The organism is Ruegeria sp. D7 (assembly GCF_056534355.1).
This window is the reverse complement of record NZ_JBQFPG010000005.1, coordinates 174,575-197,994: the sequence shown is the minus strand read 5'-3', so window position 1 is coordinate 197,994 and position 23,420 is coordinate 174,575. Positions and strand designations below refer to the sequence as shown.

The 23,420-nt window shown below is 57.1% G+C and carries 20 protein-coding genes; 10 read left to right on the top strand and 10 right to left on the bottom strand.

The genetic code is table 11. The features are described 5' to 3' along the window. Positions 1 to 188 precede the first annotated feature (188 nt). From ihfB to ACRZ9U_RS09955, 6 genes are all read left to right on the top strand, one after another. Positions 189 to 473, top strand: coding sequence for an integration host factor subunit beta (gene ihfB / locus ACRZ9U_RS09980; RefSeq protein WP_050603110.1), 285 nt, complete (start codon positions 189 to 191; stop codon positions 471 to 473). 7 nt (positions 474 to 480) lie between these two features. Next, entirely contained in the window at positions 481 to 831 is a 351-nt protein-coding gene (locus ACRZ9U_RS09975; RefSeq protein ID WP_170397774.1) for a LapA family protein, read from the top strand. A 9-nt stretch (positions 832 to 840) separates the two neighbouring features. Continuing rightward, on the top strand, positions 841 to 1,485 hold the full coding sequence (locus ACRZ9U_RS09970) for a phosphoribosylanthranilate isomerase (protein ID WP_170404520.1): 645 nt from the start codon (positions 841 to 843) through the stop codon (positions 1,483 to 1,485). Positions 1,486 to 1,530: 45 nt separating this feature from the next. Then, complete coding sequence (locus ACRZ9U_RS09965; protein WP_170404517.1) at positions 1,531 to 1,866, top strand: hypothetical protein; 336 nt, start codon at positions 1,531 to 1,533, stop codon at positions 1,864 to 1,866. Positions 1,867 to 1,933: 67 nt separating this feature from the next. Beyond that, complete coding sequence (trpB, locus tag ACRZ9U_RS09960; RefSeq protein WP_170397508.1) at positions 1,934 to 3,181, top strand: tryptophan synthase subunit beta; 1,248 nt, start codon at positions 1,934 to 1,936, stop codon at positions 3,179 to 3,181. Between the two features lie 51 nt (positions 3,182 to 3,232). Further along, entirely contained in the window at positions 3,233 to 3,865 is a 633-nt protein-coding gene (locus ACRZ9U_RS09955; protein WP_170404514.1) for a class I SAM-dependent methyltransferase, read from the top strand. On the opposite strand, the gene ACRZ9U_RS09950 is transcribed toward ACRZ9U_RS09955, so the two are convergent. The 7 genes from ACRZ9U_RS09950 to ACRZ9U_RS09920 form a co-directional block, all read right to left on the bottom strand. Beyond that, positions 3,862 to 4,242, bottom strand: a complete 381-nt coding sequence (locus ACRZ9U_RS09950) for a DUF2237 family protein (protein ID WP_170397502.1) — start codon at positions 4,240 to 4,242, stop codon at positions 3,862 to 3,864. The two genes, ACRZ9U_RS09955 and ACRZ9U_RS09950, sit on opposite strands and share 4 nt — an antisense overlap. 9 nt (positions 4,243 to 4,251) lie before the next feature. Beyond that, complete coding sequence (locus ACRZ9U_RS09945; protein WP_170404511.1) at positions 4,252 to 5,415, bottom strand: serine hydrolase domain-containing protein; 1,164 nt, start codon at positions 5,413 to 5,415, stop codon at positions 4,252 to 4,254. 72 nt (positions 5,416 to 5,487) lie between these two features. Then, positions 5,488 to 6,171, bottom strand: a complete 684-nt coding sequence (gene pth / locus ACRZ9U_RS09940; protein WP_170404509.1) for an aminoacyl-tRNA hydrolase — start codon at positions 6,169 to 6,171, stop codon at positions 5,488 to 5,490. Positions 6,172 to 6,301: 130 nt separating this feature from the next. Beyond that, complete coding sequence (locus ACRZ9U_RS09935) at positions 6,302 to 6,955, bottom strand: 50S ribosomal protein L25/general stress protein Ctc (RefSeq protein WP_170397494.1); 654 nt, start codon at positions 6,953 to 6,955, stop codon at positions 6,302 to 6,304. Positions 6,956 to 7,209: 254 nt separating this feature from the next. Continuing rightward, on the bottom strand, positions 7,210 to 8,376 hold the full coding sequence (locus ACRZ9U_RS09930) for an alpha-hydroxy acid oxidase (protein ID WP_170397492.1): 1,167 nt from the start codon (positions 8,374 to 8,376) through the stop codon (positions 7,210 to 7,212). Between the two features lie 163 nt (positions 8,377 to 8,539). Beyond that, positions 8,540 to 9,331, bottom strand: coding sequence for a tryptophan synthase subunit alpha (gene trpA, locus ACRZ9U_RS09925; RefSeq protein ID WP_170404505.1), 792 nt, complete (start codon positions 9,329 to 9,331; stop codon positions 8,540 to 8,542). 79 nt (positions 9,332 to 9,410) lie between these two features. Further along, positions 9,411 to 9,896: an acyloxyacyl hydrolase gene (locus ACRZ9U_RS09920; protein WP_170404502.1), complete on the bottom strand. Its 486-nt coding sequence runs from the start codon at positions 9,894 to 9,896 to the stop codon at positions 9,411 to 9,413. 202 nt (positions 9,897 to 10,098) lie between these two features. Here ACRZ9U_RS09920 and ychF point away from each other — a divergent pair, with 202 nt between their 5' ends. Then, the gene (ychF, locus tag ACRZ9U_RS09915) at positions 10,099 to 11,196 is read left to right on the top strand and encodes a redox-regulated ATPase YchF (protein WP_170397486.1); all 1,098 of its coding nucleotides are present in this window, start codon (positions 10,099 to 10,101) and stop codon (positions 11,194 to 11,196) included. 28 nt (positions 11,197 to 11,224) lie between these two features. Here the strand turns inward: ychF and ACRZ9U_RS09910 are convergent, their stop codons facing one another. Beyond that, complete coding sequence (locus ACRZ9U_RS09910) at positions 11,225 to 11,653, bottom strand: DUF4275 family protein (RefSeq protein ID WP_170404500.1); 429 nt, start codon at positions 11,651 to 11,653, stop codon at positions 11,225 to 11,227. A 269-nt stretch (positions 11,654 to 11,922) separates the two neighbouring features. On the opposite strand from ACRZ9U_RS09910, the gene ACRZ9U_RS09905 reads away from it, so the two are divergent. The 3 genes from ACRZ9U_RS09905 (at position 11,923) to fdhF (ending at position 17,391) form a co-directional block, all read left to right on the top strand. Continuing rightward, positions 11,923 to 12,804, top strand: coding sequence for a LysR family transcriptional regulator (locus tag ACRZ9U_RS09905; RefSeq protein WP_170404498.1), 882 nt, complete (start codon positions 11,923 to 11,925; stop codon positions 12,802 to 12,804). Between the two features lie 85 nt (positions 12,805 to 12,889). Continuing rightward, positions 12,890 to 14,593, top strand: a complete 1,704-nt coding sequence (locus ACRZ9U_RS09900) for an NAD(P)H-dependent oxidoreductase subunit E (RefSeq protein ID WP_170404495.1) — start codon at positions 12,890 to 12,892, stop codon at positions 14,591 to 14,593. 11 nt (positions 14,594 to 14,604) lie between these two features. Continuing rightward, complete coding sequence (gene fdhF / locus ACRZ9U_RS09895; protein WP_170404492.1) at positions 14,605 to 17,391, top strand: formate dehydrogenase subunit alpha; 2,787 nt, start codon at positions 14,605 to 14,607, stop codon at positions 17,389 to 17,391. A gap of 48 nt (positions 17,392 to 17,439) precedes the next feature. Here fdhF and ACRZ9U_RS09890 read toward each other — a convergent pair whose 3' ends face one another. Beyond that, entirely contained in the window at positions 17,440 to 21,522 is a 4,083-nt protein-coding gene (locus ACRZ9U_RS09890) for a translocation/assembly module TamB domain-containing protein (protein ID WP_170404489.1), read from the bottom strand. Next, positions 21,522 to 23,327, bottom strand: a complete 1,806-nt coding sequence (locus ACRZ9U_RS09885; protein ID WP_170404485.1) for a BamA/TamA family outer membrane protein — start codon at positions 23,325 to 23,327, stop codon at positions 21,522 to 21,524. The genes ACRZ9U_RS09890 and ACRZ9U_RS09885 overlap by 1 nt, the downstream gene beginning before the upstream one ends. Between the last annotated feature and the right edge of the window lie 93 nt (positions 23,328 to 23,420).

The window sequence follows — 23,420 nt, the reverse complement described above, 5'->3', positions numbered from 1 at the left end:
TAGTCGGCTTAATTTGCCTATCGTTCGCGCATGAAGTGTGGAAATCAGGCCAACGGGCAAAAATTCGCGTGAGATTGTCGCAAAATGCCGCCTTTGCTGGCAGAGTATCCGTTCCCCCGATCCGGGTTTTTTCCTATACTGTCAGAACTATAGGCTTGTCACATCGTCCGCCTGGGAGGGTATTGCGTATGATCCGTTCAGAATTGATTCAGAAAATTGCCGACGAAAACCCGCATCTCTATCAACGCGACGTCGAGCGGATCGTGAATACCGTTTTTGAAGAAGTGACCGACGCCATGGCACGCGGCGACCGCGTAGAGCTGCGCGGTTTCGGCGCGTTTTCGGTGAAAAAGCGTGACGCACGTGTAGGCCGCAATCCCCGCACCGGTGAAACTGTGCAGGTTGAAGAAAAATGTGTTCCATTTTTCAAAACTGGCAAGTTGCTAAGGGACCGTTTGAACGGTAAAGCCTAGCCTCATGATGCGCTACATTCGTTATGCTTTTCTGGCTGCATTGGGGATCGTTCTGGTCTCGGTTTCGCTGGCCAATCGCCAAATTGTTGAACTTAAGCTTATGCCGGATGCTTTGTCCGAGTTGCTGGGGTTCAACCTGTCAACCTCCTTGCCGCTGTTTCTGGTCGTGCTGGGTGGGGTTGTTGCCGGCCTAGTCATCGGCTTCCTGTGGGAATGGCTGCGCGAGCATAAGCACCGCAAGGATGTGACCGTGAAGCAAGGCGAAGTGCGCAAGCTTGAGCGTGAAGTTAAGAAGCTCAAGAAAAAGCAGAATGAAGGTCAGGATGATGTGCTGGCCATTCTGGATGAGGCAAGCTGAGGCCCTACGATGCCCGCTGATATCCGAGTTAAAATCTGCGGCCTGACCGCCCCTGACCACGTGCGCGCTGCTGTGGATGCGTGCGCGGGTTATGTTGGCTTTGTGTTTTTCCCCAAATCCCCGCGGCATGTTGAGCCCCAGACAGCTGCGACATTGGCACAGAAGGTGCCTGCGGGCGTCGCCAAGGTGGCGCTGACAGTGAATGCGACGGACGAGGATTTGGACCACATTCTTTCGATCGTGCCTCTGGATATGTTGCAACTGCATGGCAAAGAAAGTCCTGAGCGTGTGCAGCAAGTGCGAGACCACTTCGGCCTGCCAGTAATGAAGGCCATTGGTGTGGCCGAGGCCGAAGACCTCGCGGCCATCGATCTCTATTCAGATGTGGCGGATCAGCTGTTGATCGACGCAAAGCCAACGCGAAACGCGGAACTGCCTGGTGGTAACGGTTTGTCTTTTGATTGGCGCCTGCTGGCAGGTCGTAAATACTGGCGTAGGCCATGGATGCTGGCCGGAGGTCTGACCCCTGACAATGTTGCAGAAGCGGTGCGAATGACCGGCGCACAGCAGGTGGATGTCTCATCCGGCGTCGAAAGCTCTCCGGGTGTAAAGGATGCCGGGCTGATCCGCGCCTTTATCGACGCGGCAAGTTGATCTGATCTGCACGAACCTGCGTATCTCCTCAAAATGGGGAAGAGCATGCTGGCAGTGATCGGCGGAGTTTCACTTAAACGATGGTATCACGGGCCCGAGTTCTTCTGGCGCGCTCATCAATCCTTGCGGCAGGCACGCGGTGACGCGCTGTGCCTGCATGCCGAGGTATTTGTGCGTCAAGGCTGTTATTTTTCATACACAGTCTGGCATGATGTCGAAGCTATGCTGACATTCGCATATTCCGGCCCTCATCGCCGTGTAGTACGCGCGTCGACCCGTCTGGCCGATATCAATGTGTTCTGTCAATTTCCCTGCATTGCTGTTCCAAGTCGAGTTCAGGCACTTCAGGTGTGGGAACAGTGCGCTCAGGCGGCGGAATGATACGTTTTGCGATGGCAAATCACTCCATCACCTCCTATGAACATCGGGTACGACGAGGGAGACTTCCATGGCCAACGATCTTTTTAATTCCTTCATGTCCGGCCCCGATGAACAAGGCCGCTTTGGCATCTTCGGCGGGCGCTTTGTCAGCGAAACGCTGATGCCGCTGATCCTGTCACTGGAAGAGGAATATGACAAGGCCAAGGATGACCCCACATTTTGGGCCGAGATGGACGATCTGTGGGCAAACTACGTGGGTCGCCCTTCGCCGCTCTACTACGCGGAACGCCTGACCGAACATCTGGGCGGCGCAAAGATTTACTTGAAGCGTGACGAACTGAACCACACCGGCGCGCATAAGATCAACAATGTGCTGGGCCAGATCATTCTGGCGCGGCGCATGGGAAAGACCCGGATCATCGCCGAGACCGGGGCAGGGCAGCACGGCGTGGCCACAGCCACCGTCTGCGCCAAATTCGGCCTGAAGTGCATTGTCTACATGGGTGCCCATGACGTTCAGCGCCAGGCCCCGAACGTGTTCCGTATGCGCCTGTTGGGAGCCGAAGTGATCCCGGTGACATCCGGCAGGGGTACGCTGAAAGATGCGATGAACGACGCTCTGCGCGACTGGGTGACCAATGTGCGCGATACCTTTTACTGCATCGGCACCGTTGCTGGCCCGCATCCTTACCCGGCGATGGTACGCGACTTCCAGTCGATCATCGGCAAGGAAGCCAAGGAACAGATGCAAAAGGCCGAGGGCCGTTTGCCCGACACCATCATCGCCGCCATCGGAGGTGGTTCGAATGCGATGGGCCTGTTCTACCCGTTCCTCGACGACAAGGATGTGAATATCATCGGTGTTGAAGCGGGCGGCAAGGGGGTTAACGAGAAGATGGAGCATTGCGCCTCATTGACCGGAGGTCGTCCGGGCGTGCTGCACGGCAACCGCACTTATCTGCTGCAGGATGATGATGGGCAGATTCTCGAAGGCTATTCGATCTCGGCCGGTCTGGACTATCCGGGCATTGGCCCCGAGCATTCCTGGCTGCACGACATCGGTCGCGCCAACTATGTCTCGATCACGGATAAAGAAGCGCTTGAAGCGTTCCAGTTGTGCTGCGCCACCGAAGGTATCATCCCTGCGCTGGAGCCCTGCCATGCGCTGGCGCATGTTATGAAAATCGCGCCGGAATTGCCCAAGGACCACCTGATCTGCATGAATATGTGTGGCCGGGGGGATAAAGATGTGCAGACCGTCGCACGGTACCTGAACTTTGATATGTCGGATACCGAAGGTCGCGCAGCGGACTGATTAGGCCTAACAGGCTTTGCGCCTTTGAGGAACTGTGCCAGTTTGCATTGCATGTGCAGTGTTTCCTCAAAGGCCGGACCCGACCGACTTGACCAGAAATACGATCAGGCCGCCCCGAGCTGGGCAGACAAGATGCGTCTGCTGGGGTATTTCGATGCCTATCTGGGTTTTCTGTCCTCGGACCCGCAGGTCGAATTGGGCCGTAACGCACTGGATATCGGGTGCGGTACGGGAGCCTTTGCCGAAGCACGCGCCGTGATCCGGCGCGAAGGGCATGTGACGCTTTTGGAACCTTCGGCCCGAATGCTGCAACTGGCAGGGTCAGCGTTGCAACGGCGCGGTGGAAACGCCGAGACTGTCCAATCGCGCTTGGAAGAGTTCCATCCGGCATCCCGTTTTGACTGCCTGTTGGCTGCGCATGTTCTGGAGCATTGCGTTGATCCGATAGATGCTTTGCGCCGCATGCGCGATCTGGCTGAACCGGGTGCAACGCTTTGGTTGGTAGTCAGCAAGCCACATTGGTGTAATGCGATCATCTGGTTCCAATGGCGGCACCGAACCTATCGACCGGATATTGTGGCGGAGATGCTCGCGCGTTCGGGCTGGGATCTGCAGGCCGAGCATGGCTTTCCAACCGGGCCGCCGTCGCGCACGTCTCGCGGATATCGGGCGATCGCCATCTAGTGCTCGTCTTCAGCGCGCTGCATTTTTAGAATATGGAGAGGTACGATATCCAGCGCCCTCTGGTGCGTGGCTTCAAGGTGCACCTTGGGCGCGCATCCCTCGTCATGGGCTTGCAAAAAGCGCCCCGCACACAAGCACCAGCGATCACCAGGCTTGAGCCCAGGAAAATCGAATTCAGGCCGGGGTGTGCTCAGGTCATTTCCGACATATTTCGAATATGCCAGAAACTCTGCCGTCATCACGGCGCAGACCGTATGGCTTCCCTGATCCTCGGGGCAGGTGTTGCAGGCACCGTCGCGAAAGAAACCGGTTAATGGTTTGCGCGAACAGGGCGCGAGCACGCCGCCCAGAACATTGATGCTGTCTTGCTTCTGCATGATGGTATCTTACAGGCTTCGCGCAATTTTGCGGAATATTTCTATGTTCTGCTCACCGACACCGGGTTCGCGGAACTTTCGGTCTGCGCCCGTCGTGACAATCAGAACACCACGTGGCTGGTCGAAGTAAATGTACTGCCCATACACGCCCCGCGCCATGAATTCACCTTCATGGGCACCGATCGGAATCCACCATTGATAGCCATACCCTATCTTGCCCGGTTCGGTCGGTGCGCTTGGCCAAGTAGCGGCGTCGATCCAATCCGCGGGTACAATCTGCCGTCCATCGCGTTCGCCATCCTGCAAAATCAACTGCCCGAACCGGGCAAAATCGCGCGTTGTGAAGTTGAGACCACCCAGAACAAATGCAACGCCTGCTCCATCGGTGATGTAGTAACCTTCTCGCTCCAACCCCAGCGGTGTGATCACTTTCTCGGTCAGTAACTCTGCAACGCTGCGTCCTGTTGCCCCCCGGATGACCATTCCGATCACATGAGTATCGATCGACACATATTGCCATGTTTCACCCGGCGCGACGAAACTGTCCTTCAACGAAGCCGCGAAGTCGTCCAACTCACCCCCCAGCGCCACGACGCGGCCCATGCGATTGATGTCGGAGTTATAGTCCAGATAATCCTCGTCAAAGGTCACGCCGCTGGCCATGTTCAACACGTTGCGGATCGTGGCGGTCTCATAGGCGCTGCCCTTGAGGTCAGGTGCGTATTGCACAACCGGATCGTCGAGCGAGTTGATCGCGCCTTCATCCAGCAAAATACCGAACAAGGCAGACAGATAGCTTTTAGCAATTGACCACGAGATCCTGCGATCATCCGGCCCGGTGTCCAGATAGTATTCTTCGAAGCGAATTTCTCCGTCCTGCATCACCAACAGGGATGTTACCGAGCGATCTTCGATCCACTGGTCTGTTCCATCGGGAAGATCGAAGCCAGGCCCATACGGCAGCTCCCAGGTCGGGCCATTGCCACGCGGTAGAGTGACCGTCAGAAAGGCTTCGTCCATATGCGAAAAGTTGTGGACGATCTTTTCTTCTGAAAACAGCGAATTCACCGCCATCAGGCGTTGGATTTCCTCGCGTTTCCAAAATCCGACAACCGCCGCTGCCAATGCCAAGGTCAACAGGATACGCAGCAGCCATCTGAGCGCTGTTTTCATTCGACACCTCCCTTTGCCTCTGACATTGGACTTTGGCCTGAGGCTTTGCGCAAGCGCAACGTTGCGGAATGATTATCTGAATTTATCCAGCAGCTTTTGCATGGCCGAACGCTCATCGGGCGCTGAAACGGCTTCGGCGGCAGCTTTGGGGGGCGTTTCAGGTTTAGTGGGCTGCTTCGATGATCTGGGTGGAGCAGTGCGCAGTGCAACGGCATTCATGAATTTCCCGCATTCGTCATCGGCAAGATAAGTGGCACCGTCCGAGACGCCGCGCAGCACGTCATCCAGCCAGTCCGCATCCGCCTTTGCAAAGTCGCTTAGAACATAAGGCGAGACCATTTCTTTGCGGCCCGGATGACCGATACCCAGCCGCACGCGATCATAGGCCGGGCTGATATGGTCGTGGATCGACCGCAACCCGTTATGGCCTGCGTGGCCACCGCCTGCCTTAACGCGCACTTTACCGGGTGCCAAGTCCAGCTCATCATGGAAGACGGTCACGTCCGTCGAGTCGAGCTTGTAGAAGCGCATTGCCTCTCCCACTGACTGGCCAGAGCGGTTCATGAAGGTTTGCGGCTTGACTAGCAGCACTTTCTGGCCGCCTAGACGTCCTTCGGCAATTTCCGCCTGGAACTTGGACTTCCATGGACCAAACCCGTGATCTTGGGCAATTCGATCTAACGCCATGAAGCCGATATTGTGCCGGTTGCGAGCGTATTTTGATCCCGGATTTCCCAAACCGACAAACAGTTTCATCGCTTTGTCCCTTACAGTCTCGCGTCGTTATCTCATTGCATGGATCAGGGGATGTTTTCCAGCCCCGTACACGCAAAAGAAAACGGGGCCCCAGATGGCGCCCCGTTTCAAATCTGGATTTGATCCGGATTTATTCTTCTTCCTGGCCGATGACTTCAACTTCATCTGCAGCCACTTCTTCCTCATCACCCTCTTCGTCGTCGCTGGTCGACAGACCGGTGGGTGCCGAGACGTTGGCGATCACGAAGTCACGATCGATGGTGGGCTTGGTGCCTTCGGGCAGCACAACCGAAGAGATGGTGACAACGTCGTTGATTTCCATGCCAGTAAGATCAACAGTGATCTTCTCAGGAATGTCACCGGCTGTGCAGAGCAGTTCAACCTCGGGGCGGACAACGGTCAGAACGCCACCTTTTTTGATACCGGGGGCTTCTTCTTCGTTGATGAATTCAACGGGGATGAACAGCGCGATCTTGGTGGTCCGACGCAGGCGCATCAGGTCCAGGTGGGTCGGCAGGTCTTTGACAACGTCACGCTGGACATCGCGGCAGATGACGCGCACGTCTTCGTGACCTTCGACTTTCAGGTTCCACAGGGTCGACTTGAACCGGCCTGCTTTCAGGCGCTTGAACAGTACGTTGAACGGGATCTGGATCGGCAGCGGCTCTTTGTCGCCACCAAAAACAATGCCCGGAACCATGCCATCGCGGCGTGCTTGACGAGCGGCGCCCTTGCCTGTCCCCGTCCGTTCCAGAGCTACGAGATCAGGAATCTCTCCAGCCATGATAATTCTCCAATGTTAGGGCGGGCATCCTCCAAGGCTGTATGCCCGCGTGAAGCCGCGTCCTTAGCTTGATTCAGTTGGTTTGGAAAGGGCTTTTTGTAGCCCGAGAAATTTTGCGAGGCTCTGCCTCGCGCTCCGAGGTATTTACGGCCAGATGAAGGACGGATCCTCTGCTTCATCTGGCTGCAAGTACCTTGAACGAGACGCTCAATGGGCGGCCATGCGGCGTCTCCATCTACGTGGGAGGCGCAGGATCAAGCCTGCCAGCGACCGCCAAAGTCTTCGGGGACCAGAAGATTGTGGCGCCCAAGATCGGCTACGTTACGTTCACCGCAAAGTGCCATCGTTGTATCGAGCTCTTTCTGGATCACTTCCAATGCCGTTGTCACGCCTTTCTGACCCATTGCACCCAGCCCATAGACAAAGGCGCGACCAATAAAGGTGCCTTTGGCCCCAAGCGCCAGAGCTTTCAGCACGTCTTGCCCTGAACGGATGCCGCTATCCAGATGCACTTCGACATCACTGCCGACGGCATCCATGATCTCGGGCAGAACCCGGATCGAGCTGAGCGCACCATCCAGCTGCCGTCCACCATGGTTTGAGACAACAATTGCATCTGCGCCCAGCTTGGCAGCCATTTTGGCATCCTCGGCATCGAGTATGCCCTTGAGGATCACCTTGCCGCCCCATTGTTCCATCAGTTTCTCGACTTTGCCCCAGTCGAGGCTGGGATCGAATTGCTCGGCGGTCCATGTGCCCAGCGAGCGCGTATCTGTGATGCTATCGACATGACCGACGATATTCCCGAATTCTCGGCGCTTGGCACCTAGCATCTCGATGCCCCAGGCCCATTTTGTCATCAGGTTGGCGATGGTCTTTGGGGTCAGCTTTGGCGGCGCAGATAGGCCATTCTTCAGGTCCTTGTGTCGTTGGCCAAGGATTTGCAGATCAAGTGTAATGACAAGGGCCGAGCATTTCGCATCCTTCGCGCGCTGGATAAGTCGCCCGACATAGTCCTGATCTTTCATAGTGTAGAGCTGAAACCAGAAAGGGGCCGAAGTGTTTTCAGCAACATCTTCGATCGAATTGATCGACATGGTCGACAGTGTGAAGGGTACACCAAAGGCTTCGGCGGCTTTGGCCGCTTTGATCTCACCATCCGCGTGCTGCATTCCTGTCAGGCCTACCGGAGCCAATGCAACGGGCATGGATACATCCTGCCCGATCATCTGCGATGCGGTCGAGCGCCCTGTCATGTCTACGGCGACCCGTTGGCGCAGGCGGATATCTTCGAAATCCGACGTATTCTCGCGGAAGGTTTGTTCGGTCCAGCTGCCGCTTTCTGCATAGTCAAAAAACATGCGGGGTACGCGACGCTCATAGATCCGTTTGAGGTCTTCGATATTAGTAATGACTGGCATTGATCAGGCTCTCGCAGGATTGGTTAAGTTTCTTTACCAATTATTTTGAAACACTGCAATGCCCGCTTTCTGCAGTTGGTTGCCGCGTGGCCAAAACTAAAAACACCGCAGTAGGCGGCGCGCCTGCTGCGGTGAAGAACCATCTGAAAATGGAAAGAAATTGTTAGGCGGAGTGTGCGCCATCTGACAGTGTTTTGACAAAATCCAGAACCTCGGTCACCGGTTTTCCGGAACCGATCTGGCTGACAATGGCAGATCCAACTACCGCGCCATCGGATACACTCGCGATGTTTCGAGACTTTTCTGGCGTATTGATCCCGAAACCGACGATCACAGGCAAATCAGTTGCAGCTTTGATCCGAGCGACCTCGGGCCCAACATCGGTTGCCTGCGCTTCGGCGGCACCGGTTATGCCGGTAATCGATACATAATACACAAAGCCGGATGTGTTTTGCAGTACGCGAGGCAAGCGTTGGTCATCGGTCGTCGGCGTCGCCAAGCGGATGAAGTTCAGCCCGGCAGCTTGCGCGGGCAGACAAAGCTCTTCGTCCTCTTCGGGGGGCAGGTCGACGACGATCAGCCCGTCGATCCCCGCTGATTTTGCATCTGCCAGGAATTTCTCGACACCTCGGCTGTAGATCGGATTGTAATATCCCATCAGCACGATCGGTGTGGTGTCATCGGATTCACGAAAGGCGCGGGCCAAATCCAGAGTGCGTTGCAATGTCATTCCACCATCCAACGCCCGTTGGCCAGCAGCCTGAATGGTCGGGCCATCGGCCATCGGATCGGTAAAGGGCAGGCCCAACTCGATGACGTCGACACCTGCGCCGGGCAAACCCTTCACGACCTCCAGCGATGTGTCGTAGTCGGGATCCCCGGCCATGACATAAGCTACAAATGCCTTTTTGCCTTGCTTTTGCAGGGCGTCGAATTTGGCGTCAATACGGGTCATCGGAAATCCTTGCACTCGGGTTTGGACCTGATGTGCAGAAACTTTCGCTGAAAATCAATCCCGCTTGGTGGGCTTCCGATCAGAAGGCGTAATGGTATCTCAGCAAAAGTGCGTTTACGCCTGGGTTGTCTTCCTGCGTGCTGGCGTTGGATATATGAGTGATAGCGGCAGACAGTTTGTTGCCGCTTTCCAGCGTATAGCCAAGGCCCAGTAAGCTACGTATCTGAAAACTGCCGCCCAGATCATTCAGTTCGTTGGATTCACTATAGTATCCCGGCATGACACTGCCCTCGATGAACCAACGGTCCGCAAAAGTGTAAAGCCCGATCAGGCCCGCGCCAACATGCGTGTCACCGTCGGTATCAACAGACAGGGACGCACCCCAGGTGGCGCTGAAACGGGTCGCCTCGTAGAAAGAGCGATGCTGGTATTCCAGCGAAACAATTGCCTGATCTTCGCTCTCAGCGCTGGAATAATCTGCGTAGCCTGCTCCGAAAATGATGGATTGGGCTTGTGCTGCAGTAGCGGCTGTCAGCGCAAAAGCCAGAATAACAAGGGATTTCATTTTTACCTACTATGTCCGTCGTTCGTTGGTATTGGTTTTATTGAGGAATGTAGGTGCATGTTTTCAATGGACGCAAGAACACAAATCGATGTCGATTTTGTGATGTGGCAGAATAGACTCGCGGCAGTGTTCAGGCACTTTGCCTTGCGCATTGCACCGGACCTGCCTAGAAGCGGCGCTCGAATGGTATCAGGAGGCCGTCATGGGCTTTAAAATGGGAATCGTGGGTTTGCCGAATGTTGGCAAGTCGACTCTCTTCAACGCACTGACCAAAACTGCGGCAGCTCAGGCGGCGAATTTCCCGTTCTGCACCATCGAACCCAATGTGGGGGATGTCGCCGTTCCTGATGACCGGCTGGATAAACTGGCGGCGATTGCGTCCTCGAAACAGATCATCCCGACGCGCATGACCTTTGTGGATATCGCTGGTCTGGTGAAAGGGGCCTCGAAAGGCGAGGGGCTGGGCAACCAGTTTCTGGCAAACATCCGCGAGACTGACGCGATTGCCCATGTGCTGCGTTGTTTCGAAGATGGTGACGTGACCCATGTGGATGGCCGCGTTGATCCGGTGGCCGATGCCGATACGATCGAGACCGAGCTGATGCTGGCCGATCTGGAAAGCATCGAAAAGCGTCGCGCCAATCTGGTGCGCAAGCTGAAGGGCAATGACAAAGAAGCGCAACAGCAGGACCGCCTGCTGGCCGAGGCGCAGGAGATGCTGGAAAACGGCAAGCCAGCGCGTCTGGTTGAAGTGTCTGATGAAGACGCCAAGGCATGGAAAATGCTGCAACTTCTGACAACCAAGCCGGTGCTTTATGTCTGCAACGTGTCCGAAGAAGAGGCCGCCGAAGGCAACGAGTACTCTGCCAAAGTCGCTGAGATGGCTGCCGCGCAAGGTAATGCTCATGTCATTATCAGTGCCAAGATCGAGGAAGAGATCAGCCTTCTGGAAGACGACGAGGCACAGATGTTCTTAGAGGAAATGGGTCTGGAAGAGCCCGGCCTCGACCGTCTGATCCGTGCCGGTTACGACCTGCTCAAGCTGGAAACCTATTTCACCGTCGGCCCGAAAGAGGCCCGGGCCTGGACCATCCGCACCGGCACCGCCGCACCACAGGCCGCAGGTGTCATCCACGGAGACTTTGAGAAGGGTTTCATCCGTGCCGAGACTATCGCCTATGACGACTACATCGCCGCCAATGGCGAACAGGGTGCCAAAGAGGCGGGTAAGATGCGGGCCGAAGGAAAAGGCTACATCGTCAAGGATGGCGATGTGATGCACTTTTTGTTCAACACCTGAGAAGCCACCAAAGCAGTCACTGCTCAGCTTATAACCTCGGATTTTCTGCGAAGAACGGGCCGATATCGGGTTGCTCGTGCGTGAATGCCATTGTCCACTTCATGTTGTGGTGGGCTACGTAGATATCCGCGCCAAAAGATGTGAAATCTGGATATGTTTCTGAGACGCAGCGATACGACCATTTGATATCTTCATCAAAGATAACATACGCGGCAGGCCACTGATTCTTATAGGCATTTAAAGCGTCATCGCCCGCCCGCGCGATTTGAAACCCGTAACTGAAACCATGCCAGCGAAAGCGATTGTGAATCCAGGAACCGGTTGATTTCTTTACGTTCCCGGCGAATGTCTGATGCCAGCATTGAACAACCTCACCACCTTCTTTGGAATCGAGAGGATCAAAATCGACGCATTCACGCAACAAGAAGTCCTCAATTTGGTTTCTCGTAAGGTTCATGGAATAATTCGGTTCTATGTTGTTGTTGAACCGGCATATCGCGCGTTATGGCGAAGTGTCAAAACCGCTCAGGTGGCAAGATGCGATCCTGTTAGTTTCATTTGGGCTGGAACAGCAGTTCGGCAGGCTCAACCACCCGAGTATTGCATGTATCTGAAGCGCCGATCCTTTGGCAGCCAACAAATTGACGATGCTCGCATCTCACACATTTCTCTCGTGCAGAAATGTGGTTAGTTTGGATTTTGACCTGATACTTGAGACAGCTCTAGATGATCGAAATCCGCGACCTGCAATTGCTCAGCGCATTGGCGCGGCATCGTCATTTCGCCAAGGCAGCCGAGGAATGCGGGATTTCACAGCCTGCGTTCTCGATGCGAATCCGAAACCTGGAGGATCGGCTGGGTGTCTCCATCGTTCGCCGCGCAAACAGATTTCAGGGGCTGACCGAAGAGGGCGAGATGATTGTCCAGCGCGCGCGGCGCATTCTCGACGACACCAAGGCTTTGGAACAACAGGTGCTCGCTGCAAAGGGTGAGATCACCGGCACGCTTATTTTGGGTGTAATCCCTACCGCGATTGCCTTCACCGGGCGTCTTACGAAGCGGTTGCGCGATGCGCATCCACGTATCGTGACCCGGATTGAAACAATGTCTGCAACAGCCATTCAGCACCGGTTGGACGAAGGAAGTCTGGATGCTGGCATCACTTATGGCGACAGTATCGGTACCGATCTACGGCAAGTGCAGCGCTTGTACGAAGAAACCTATGTCCTATTGGTCCCCTCGCATATGACCGATGAGACAGGCCCGATCCCATGGGCCCGCGTGGCCGAGTTTCCCCTGAGCCTGCTGGAACCACAGATGCAGAACCGGCGGATTCTGGATCGGATATTCGCCGAACAGGGCTTGCACCCGGATATTGTGGCCGAGACCAGCGGATTCACTGCCTCGATGGTCATGGCACGCGAGGGGCTAGCGGCCACCGTGATTCCACGCGTGCTGGTGCGGGCGCTGGGCGACCTGAAGGACACAAGGGTTCTGTCCCTGATCGAACCCGTGGTGAGCAAGCCGATTTGTCTGGCCACGCTCACTCGCGACCCGGAATTGCCCACGGTCGCGGCCTTACGCACAGTGATGGCGTCTTTGCGGTGATAAACTGTCGTTATCGTGCGATTGAAATATGCGATTTGACGATATGCTAATCTGATGAGACACGGGGCCTCAATCGGAGGGCATCATGGCACCATTAGACACCAAGCCATCAGGCGCGCCAAAGGGCGTCTGGAAGTCAGGTAAAGGCAAGGGGCGGCACACGCCCAAAGGCCGTCAATTCTCGGACGAGGCACAAGCGGAAATTGCACGACTGTTGGGTGACCGCCCGCGACGTCGCGACCTGCTGATTGAATTTCTGCATTTGATTCAGGACGCACACGGCCATATCAGCGCCGACCACATCGCCGCTCTGGCCGTTGAGATGCGGATCGGGCAGGCTGAGATTTACGAAACCGCAACCTTCTATGCCCATTTCGATGTAGTGAAAGAGGGTGAAACGCCTCCTCCGGCGTTGACGATCCGTGTGTGCGATTCGCTGTCCTGCGAAATGGCAGGTGCCCAGCAGCTGCAAAAAGCGCTGGAAGACGGTTTGGATGCCTCGCAGGTCCGCGTTGTCCGTGCGCCCTGCATGGGACGCTGCGACACCGCTCCAGTGCTGGAGATCGGTCACAACCACATCGACCACGCGACCCCCGAAAAAGTGCGGGCCGCTATTGTTGCCGATGACACCCATGCGCACCTGCCCGACTACGAAACCTTCGCGGCCTATGAGGCCGAAGGTGGCTACGCCAAACTGAAAGAGCTGCGCGAGGGCGGCGATTGGGAGAAGGTGCAGGAAGACGTACTGTCCTCGGGCCTGCGTGGTCTGGGCGGCGCTGGCTTCCCGTCGGGCAAGAAATGGGGCTTTGTTCGCATGAATGAAGGCCCGCGTTATCTGGCTGTCAACGGCGATGAGGGCGAGCCCGGGACATTCAAGGACCGCTACTATCTTGAGCGCACGCCGCATGTCTTCCTCGAAGGGATGCTGATCGCCGCTTGGGCCGTCGAGGCAGAGACCTGCTTTATCTATATGCGCGACGAATACCCGGCAGTTCTGGAAATCCTGCGTCGTGAGATTACCGCGCTCGAACAAGCCGGGATCGTCGAAGAAGGCTATATCGACCTGCGCCGTGGTGCTGGCGCTTACATCTGCGGCGAAGAATCCGCGATGATCGAGTCGATCGAAGGTAAGAAAGGCTTGCCGCGTCACCGCCCTCCGTTCGTGGCGCAGGTTGGGGTCTTTAACCGCCCGACCTTGGTGCACAATGTCGAGACGCTCTATTGGGTGACCAAAGTTTGCCGTGAAGGGCCTGAATGCCTTAACAGCACCGAAATGAACGGTCGCAAGGGTTTGCGTAGCTATTCGGTCTCGGGTCGTGTCGCAAAGCCGGGCGTTTACCTTCTGCCCGCTGGCTCGACCATTCTGGACGTGATCGAGGCTGCCGGAGGCATGGCCGGGGGCCAGACCTTCAAGGCTTATCAGCCGGGTGGTCCATCCTCGGGTCTGTTGCCTGCATCGATGGATGACATCCCGCTGGATTTCGACACGTTGCAACCGCATGGCACCTTCATCGGGTCCGCTGCGGTTGTGGTTCTGTCCGATCAGGACACCGCCCGCGATGCGGCACTGAACATGCTGCGCTTCTTCGAAGACGAAAGCTGCGGCCAGTGCACGCCCTGCCGTGCAGGCTGCGAAAAGGCGGTCAAGCTGATGCAAGCCGACAAATGGGATCAGGAACTGCTGGAAGACCTGTGTCAGGTCATGGGCGATGCCTCGATCTGCGGTCTGGGGCAGGCGGCCCCGAACCCGATCCGCCTGGTCATGAAACATTTCGCTGACGAAATCTGAGGGAGACAGCCATGCTTGATGCAAGCCCAAACAAGACCGTCACCTTCAACCTGAATGGCGAAGATGTCACCGTGCCCGAGGGCTGGACCATCTGGGAAGCCGCAAAGGGGCAGGGGTTCACTATCCCTCACCTGTGTCACAAGCCGCAACCCGGTTACAAACCCGACGGCAATTGCCGTGCCTGCATGGTCGAGGTAGAAGGCGAGCGCACGCTGGTCGCCTCGTGCATCCGTCCGGCAGCCGACGGCATGGTGGTTAAGACCGACAGCGACCGGGCCGAGAAATCGCGCGCGATGGTCATGGAGCTGTTGGTCGCGGATCAGCCTGAGGAAGCGCACGACACCTCCAGCCACTTCTGGGATATGGCCAAGCTGAACCATGTCAGCGACAGCCGTTTCCCGGCGAAAGAGGCCGAGAAAATCCCGCTGTTGGATGACAGCCACGTTGCGATGCGCGTCAATCTGGACGCTTGCATCAACTGCAACCTCTGCGTCCGGGCCTGCCGCGACGTGCAGGTCAACGACGTGATTGGTATGGCCGGTCGTGGCCACACAGCGCAGGTGGTGTTCGACCAGAACGACCCGATGGGTGCTTCGACCTGTGTGGCTTGTGGTGAATGCGTGCAGGCCTGCCCGACCGGTGCTTTGATGCCAGCAACCGTACTGGATGACCAGCAGCGAGGCGACAGCAAGGACTACGACTCGGAAACGGAAAGCGTCTGCCCGTTCTGCGGCGTGGGCTGTAAGGTTTCGCTCAAGGTCAAAGACGGCAAGGTGAAGTATGTCGAGGGCATCAACGGCCCTGCAAACGAAGGTCGTCTGTGCGTCAAAGGCCGCTTTGGCTTTGACTACATTCACCATCCGCATCGCCTGACCAAGCCGCTGATCCGTCGCGAGGATGCTCCAGCCAAGGGATTGAACGTCGATCCCGGCAACCTGGATACCCATTTCCGTGAAGCAACGTGGGAAGAGGCGATGGATTTGGCCGCGACCAAGCTGATAGACTTGCGCGACAAAGACCCACGCAGCGTTGCAGGCTTCGGCTCGGCCAAGTGCACCAACGAAGAAGCCTATCTGTTCCAGAAGTTCATCCGTCAGGGCTTCCGCCACAACAACGTCGACCACTGCACCCGTCTGTGCCACGCGTCATCTGTTGCGGCCCTGATTGAGAATGTGGGCTCGGGTGCTGTGACCGCGACCTTCAACGAGATCGAAAACGCGGATGTGGCGATCATCATCGGGGCCAACCCGATTGAAAACCACCCTGTCGCTGCGACCTACTTCAAGCAGTTCACCAAACGTGGTGGCAAGCTGATAGTTATGGACCCGCGCGGCGTTGGGATGCGTAAGTTTGCTGATGAGATGCTTCAATTCCGTCCCGGTGCGGATGTTTCGATGCTGAACGCGATCATGAACGTGATCGTGGAAGAAGAGCTCTATGACAGCCAGTACATCCACCGCTGGACCGAAAACTGGGAAGCCGAAAAAGAACACCTTCGCCAGTTCACGCCTGAGGCTATGTCGCCGATCTGTGGCATCGAACCGGATCAACTGCGCCGAGTGGCGCGCACCTTTGCGCAAGCCAAGGCCGGTCTGATTTTCTGGGGTATGGGTGTCAGCCAGCACATCCATGGCACCGACAACTCGCGCTGCTTGATCTCGTTGGCTCTGATGACCGGCAATGTTGGTAAACCCGGTGCAGGTCTTCACCCTCTGCGCGGGCAGAACAACGTACAAGGTGCCTCAGACGCGGGCCTGATCCCGATGTTCCTGCCGGACTATCAGTCCGTTACCGACGACGGCATTCGGGCCAAGTTCACTAACGTCTGGAATGACGACCGCGACTTCTCGAACGAGAAGGGGCTGACCGTCACCGAGATCATCGATCAGGCTTATGCGGGCAACATCAAGGGTATGTACATCCAGGGGGAAAACCCTGCCATGTCCGACCCCGATGTGAATCACGCGCGCGACGCACTGGCCAAGCTGGAACTGATGATCGTGCAGGATATCTTCCTGACCGAAACGGCGAACTATGCCGACATCATTCTGCCCGCCTCAGCGCTCTATGAGAAGAACGGCACCGTGTCGAACACCAACCGTCAGGTACAGCGTGTGCGGCCCGCCGTGACCCCTCCGGGTGAGGCGCGCGAGGATTGGAAGATCACCGTTGAGCTGGCGCAGCGGATCGGTTTGAACTGGGATTATTCCGATGTTTCTCAGGTCTTTGCTGAGATGAAGCTGACGATGAATTCGCTCGACAACATTACGTGGGAACGGCTTGAGACGGAGACGATCACTTACCCGTCACTGTCCGAGACAGACCCAGGTCAGGCGATTGTGTTCGGCGATGGTTTCCCACGTGCGGATGGTCGCGCCCGGTTCACGCCAGCCAGTGTCATCCCACCGGATGAGGCCCCGGATGATGAATACCCGATGATCGCCACCACTGGGCGCCAGCTGGAGCATTGGCATACCGGGTCGATGACCCGCCGGTCCAACGTTCTGGATGCCGTGGAACCTGAAGCGAACTGCTCGATGAACCCGCGTACATTGAAACTGATGGGAATTGAGCCGGGCGATATGATCCGTCTGACTACTCGCCGCGGTTCGATTGAAATCATGGTGCGGGCCGACCGGGCGATTGCCGAAGATATGGTGTTCATCCCGTTCGCCTATGTCGAGGCGGCGGCGAATATCCTGACCAACTCGGCCATCGATCCTTATGGCAAGATCCCCGAGTTCAAGTTCTCGGCAATTCGCGTCGAAAAGATCGCAGACGCCGTCGCGGCGGAATAGTCTTCAATCAACTGAAAAAAAGGCGGCCCTTTGGGGTCGCCTGTTTTTTCAGTAGTCGCGTTCGAAAAAGATACCCAAACCCGTCTCGCCCCGGCCATCCACCGTGCCGCGAACCGTGAAGCTGTCGGTGACGTCGAGGTTCAAGTTCACCTCGGTGTCACCTTCGGTATTGACGGTGAAATCGGTGTAGAGATTGTCGCTTAGATATGCGCCCGCACCAAGGCTGCCCCCGCCGCCCTCAGTTGCGCCTAGGTCGATAGTGTCCAGGCCCGTGGCCTCGCGCACCCCTTTGGTAGTATCCCCGCCCGCGCCGCTGAGTTGGGCAAGTGAGGCCGCCATCTGGGCGATCACAAAAGGCGACAGCTCCGAGAAGCGGTTGCCGAATAACAACATGGCCAGCGCTTCCTCGGTCGGGCGCTCTGGATCGGAGAATACGTCGACCTCGGGTGAGTCCAGCGGCCCGGCGATCTCGATCGTTGCGGTGCCGTCCGAGGTGCTGGAGGACGATTCAAACTCGATATATGGCGTCAGGTCACCCTGCAGGGTGACCACACCTTTAGTCAGCGCAAGGCGGCGACCAAGGATATCGATATTACCGCGGATAAGCTCAATCTGGCCTGACGGCACAACAGAAGTTGTAGTTCCACCAATTTGTATGCGACCGCCCAGTTCCGCGTTCACGCCGCGTCCTCGGACAAAAACTGCCTTGGGTGCAAGCAATCCGATGTCGAGCGTCATGCGCGAGTTGCTTTTAGTCTCATCCTCGGTTTCCACCAGATTGGCGCGTTCCCGCGTTACGAAACCGGCACGGCTTTCGTTCAGGTGTTGGATCGTCGGAATTGGTGCTGCGCCGACTGCTCCTGCGGCGGCTGCAAGATTGATGTTGGTTTCGCCAAAGTTGATCTGCCCGGCCAGCGAACTGTTACCGGCCAATGCCCCGGTCAGGGCGATCTGACCGTTCAATGTGGTCTCATAGAGCAGCTTGTCTGTCAGCACGAGATTGTTGAGCGCTGTGGTTATCTGGGCGTTGAAGGGTGGCGTCAGATCAATCGGGCCGTTGACGGTAAACCCTCCGCCCGCTCGTAACCCACCCTGCAGTGCAATCGTGGCGCGGCTTTGCGCGATGTTTACGGAACCCCCGATGCCAGTGATTGTCTGTCCCACATCGGGCAAGGCCATCGACGCGCCGGATGTTGAAATCGTTCCGCTAAGCGCATCCAGCGCAGGTGCCCCTTTCAGGGCCAGGTCGAACCGGGCAGTACCGGCCAGATTGTTGGGAGAGATAAATGCATTGGCGATACCGATGTTGACACCGCCCTGCATCTTCAGGTCCGCTTCGCCGCTGGTTTCGTTAAAGGTCCCGGCAACCGTTGAATTGATATCGGCCGGGCCATTAGCCTTTGCGTCGATGGTCCACATCCCATCTTCGCGGCGGGCGGTACCACTGGCGGCGACGGTTCCGGGGAAATCGGGCACAAAACGTTCGACCCGATTCAGGCGGGCGTCAAAATTTAGATCCGCGGTGCCACCGGTTTCTACAGTTCCGGTTAAATTGGCGTACGAGCTATCTGGTCCCTGCAGGCGCGCATTGCCTTCCAAACCGGACCCTGTAGGGGCGACGTTGCCATCCAGCGTGAGCGGCCCGGACAATGTCGAAGATAGACGGCCGATGTCGTCCAGCATGGCCGAGAAATCGAGGCCACCGGCCTCCCGATCCAATCGGCCCGATGCATCTGCGGTCAGCGCGGTTCCGTTCAGACTGAAAGTGCGGATGTTCAGCCCCTGATCATCGTTGGCGGCATCCACGTTCAGCGTGGTTCGTCCCTGTACCAACGCATCTACGGCTTGGATACCCGTGGCAAGGTCGTCTGCGCTCAGGTTGCCTTTGATATCAAAGGCCTTGCTGCTTTGCGCGGCCCGACCGGTGACGTCGGCATCAATCGACCCGGCCAGATCAAGCCCGGCGAGGCCGGAGAACAAAGACAGGTCGGGGGCGTTCAGCTTGGCGCTTCCATCCACCGCGATGTTTCCGGTGGGGTCATCGATGGTTGCGCCTACCTCAGCAGTAATAGCAGCACTTTTGACCGTGGCGTTTCGAATAACGATTTGGTTGCCCAAATGCGCACCGTCCAGATTGATTGACGTCCGGCCTTTCAACAGCGGGTCGAACTCGCTCATCCCGGTTTCGATATTTGTTCCGATCACGCTGGCTTGGCCGTCGAATTCCAACGTCTGTACGGTGCCTTTGCCATCCAGCCGGGCCTGTAATGCGCCCGCCAGATCACGCTGTGCGATGCCTGAGAACACCGCCAGATCGGGGGCGTTCACGCTGGCCTGACCGTCAATTGTCAGATTGCCATTTGGCGTCGTGACCGTGCCGCTGGCCTGCGCTGTCAGAGCGTCGCCATTCACGGTGAATTCGCGAATTGTTACCCCATCGGTGTCGCGTTTGGCATCCAGAACGATTTCGGTTTCACCCGTGATCATTGGATCAATATCGTCACGCCCGGTCACCAGATCACGCCCATTCACCGTGACCTTGCCGTCAAAGCTGCGTTCCAGTGGCGAGCCCTTTCCAGCCGCCTGGACCGAAGCCTCGCCACCAAGCTGAAGCTGTGCCAGGTCCGAGAACCGCGACAGGTCGGTCGCCTGCAGCAGTGCCGTGCCATCAACCTGCAACCCGGTCGCAAGCCCGCTGATCAACGCATCAGCGTCTAGAGTATAGTCGCTGCCGACCAGTTCGACCCCGGACAATTGCAATGTCTGGTCGCTGCCGTACTCGAACTGTCCATCCAGTGTGATCTGATTTCCGACGGCGGCATTCAGTGCGACATCTGTCAGATCAATGCCATCGAGCACAGCCTGCAGATCGCCATCGACCGACAGCCCGCTGGATTGATCTAGCGTGCCTTGCCCGCTGATCCGTGCATGATCGAGGTTCAGGTTGGGGGTTTCAATCTTGTTGGTCGTCAGGCTCAGGTCCCAGAGATTGCCATTCTCGGTATTGTACAAGGCCGAAATCTGAGCCGCGCCGATTGACGTTTCGCCGCCGCTGACGGGCAGAACGACCTTGTCACCTTCCGGCGGTGTGATACGACCTTGCAGGGCGACCAGTTTCAGAACACCACCCGAAGCAAGGCTGAGTTCGCTTTTGAGGTCCAGCGCTTCCGAGGTAATCTCGATATCCGATATATCCAGCGCCCCGTCAGAATGGGTGCGCCCATCTACAAACAGCCGTGTGTCGGTACCGAAGAACGTGTCCATCTCTTCGGCCAGAAACGGCGTCAGGTCGCCTCCGACATCGGCAGTAAACGCGATTCCATCGGAGGCGTTGCCACTCTCTTCGGCCGTGCGCAGTCGTACCTGACCGGACACGCGAAGCTGCTGATCGCTGCTTAGACCGATATCAGCATTAAAATCCGTTATCGGCCCCGAGCCTTTTGCAGTCAGCTCAAGCGGCGGGGCATCGGGGATGGATAGGGCCGTCGCGATCAGCCCGCCTGAGGCTTCGGCTACGGTCAAGTCCAGATCGATCTGGCGGCTGTCGTTCTGAAAGCCTGCTTTCAGATCAATCGTGTCCCCGGCGCGGTCCAGTCGGTCGATATCCAGCGTAGTATCCAGTGTTCCATCAGCCAGCGATAGGTTGCCGTTCACGGCAAGCTCGGCAGCGACGCCGATCAGCGGCTCACCTAAATACAGGTCATCGACACGCAGCTCTCCGATTTCGATCGAAACCGGAAGCTCAGGTAGTTGGAAGGGTTGGGTTTCGGCTGAAGGGGGCGGTGCGTCCTTAGTTGTTGTACCGGGTGCGCGGGCGATATCGATTTCCTGCGCCGATAGTGTGTTGACCGAGAACCGACCGCGCAGCAGTGCCAATCGGTTCCAGTCCAATTCAGCGTTTTTAATGGTGAGCCAGACGCCGTCGTCATCGGCGACTGTGATTTCTTGAATCGTCGCACGCGAACTCAGAGCTCCTTCAAGGCCGATCACCCGCACATTCTGATCATCACCAGACAGGGTATCTTGCAGAAACTGCTCGATCATGCTGCCGCCCTCGTCCTGAGCGGTCGCCGCGATGGGAACGGTGATCGCTGCTGAACTTAGCAACAGGGGATATACAACGCGACGCATCAAAAGGCTTGCCCGATCCCGAGGTAGAATTGCAGCCCGTCACCCGTATCGCCCTGAACCGGCACCGCAAGGTCAAAGCGCAAGGGCCCGAAGCCGCCCAGATCATAACGGATTCCAAGGCCCGCGCCAGAATGCTCTTCCGCGCCGCCGCCGATGAATGAGGACGTGTCGACCACACCGTAGTCATAAAACCCAACCAACGAGATTGCGTCAGTGACTTTGCCTCGGACCTCGGCTGAGAGCCCCAGAAAGGATTTGCCACCGGCGACACCATCCCCGACGGGGATACCTAGGCTTTCAAATGGCTGACCCCGTACTGTACCGGCACCACCCGAGAAGAACAGGAAATCTGGAGTCACACCATCTGCCGGAGGTCCGAGGACCGATCCCAACTGCACCCGGCCTGCCAACACCAGCCGACCGGCGGTGCCCAGATCGTTATAGGCGCGACCGTCAAAGAACATTCTCAGGCCGGTATCCGACCCGGAGAACCCGACAAAGGGCATGACTTGCGAGTCTAGATAATAACCGCGCGTAGCACTGACTTTGCTGTCGCGTTCATCCCACTCTGACCGGAACGGAAGAATGAAGTATCGAAACTTGCGCCCATCGCCATAGGCGTCATCCGCGTCCGACCATTGGAAACCTGCCGAGGCTTCGGCGTAGAGGCGGTCAGAGAATGTGCGGCGTGCACCATAGGCAAGCGAGGCGACGGTGACGTTATAGTTTTCGGTATTGCGCCGTTCCAGCAGGGCGCTCCAGAATGTATTGTCGTCAGGGCCCAGACGATCAGGTTGATCCAGCCGCAGACCAATGCGTCCATCGATATCCTCGGCACCGCCGATATTGCGGATTGCCGCCTCGAACCGCAGCCTTTCGGCTCGCCGGAAAACGTTTCGATGGGTCCACGTAGCGGTAAGATCAACCCCGTCGCGCGAGGCAATCTCGGCCCCAAAGGTCAGGCGGCGCGGTGGCAGGTCTTCAAACGTCGCGTCGAAATCAAGCGTGCCATCCGGGTTGGGTTCTTCATGTTCCTTGAGCGAAACCGTAGCGAATGTGCCGGTACGCCGCAGGCGGGTGCCAACCTTTTGGACCTGTTCAGGCGAATAAACCTCACCCGACGGGAAGCCTGCGACTTTCTCGATCGACCGATGGCGGACATTTGTATCGCCCTGAATGATCATTTTGCCGAACCGCAACCTTGGCCCCGGAGCCAGATCAATTGTCGCGTCCAGCCGTGCCTGCGCATGGCGCGCTATTACTTTCTGATCTTCCACTTCCGCCTTGGCATGGCCTGTATCGCGCCAGCCCTGCACCCCGGCCGAAGCCGCCTGTTGGATCGCTCCGGTGGTCGCAGTCTTGCCCGTGGCGAACTCTTCGGGCAGTTCCGTGCCCAGTGCCAGCGGTTGCACGACAGCCGTTCCGAACTTGAACTTCCGCCCTGGTGTGACAAGGATAGTCGCCCGTTTGAATTGGGCTGGAACGTTCAGCGAATTGATTTTGGCGGCTTCCTGCCCGTCAAGCTTGATGCTGACGACGGGGCTGAAATAGCCTTCGTCGTACATGATTTGAACGATGGTGCGGTAGTCGGACAAAGCTGCCGACAGTATTTCCAGTGACGTATCAAGACCACGCGATTCCGAGGTGAAGATGGATGAAGTCTCTTCCAAGCGGTCGACCAGATCTTCAGATGCACCAGGGGCGGATAGGGTCGTTTCTAGCGCGGTAGCAAGATTGGGGGACAAGGCCACAAACGCACCAAAAAGCCAGCCTCTCAGATCGCTGCGCGGTCTGCTCCCTGTCATTGTCTGGCTCCAACTGCCCCAAGTCGAAATCGCTATGGCCGCGAAACAAAACGAATGCGGCGTGTTGAATTCATTTAGAGCATCTGACGGCGC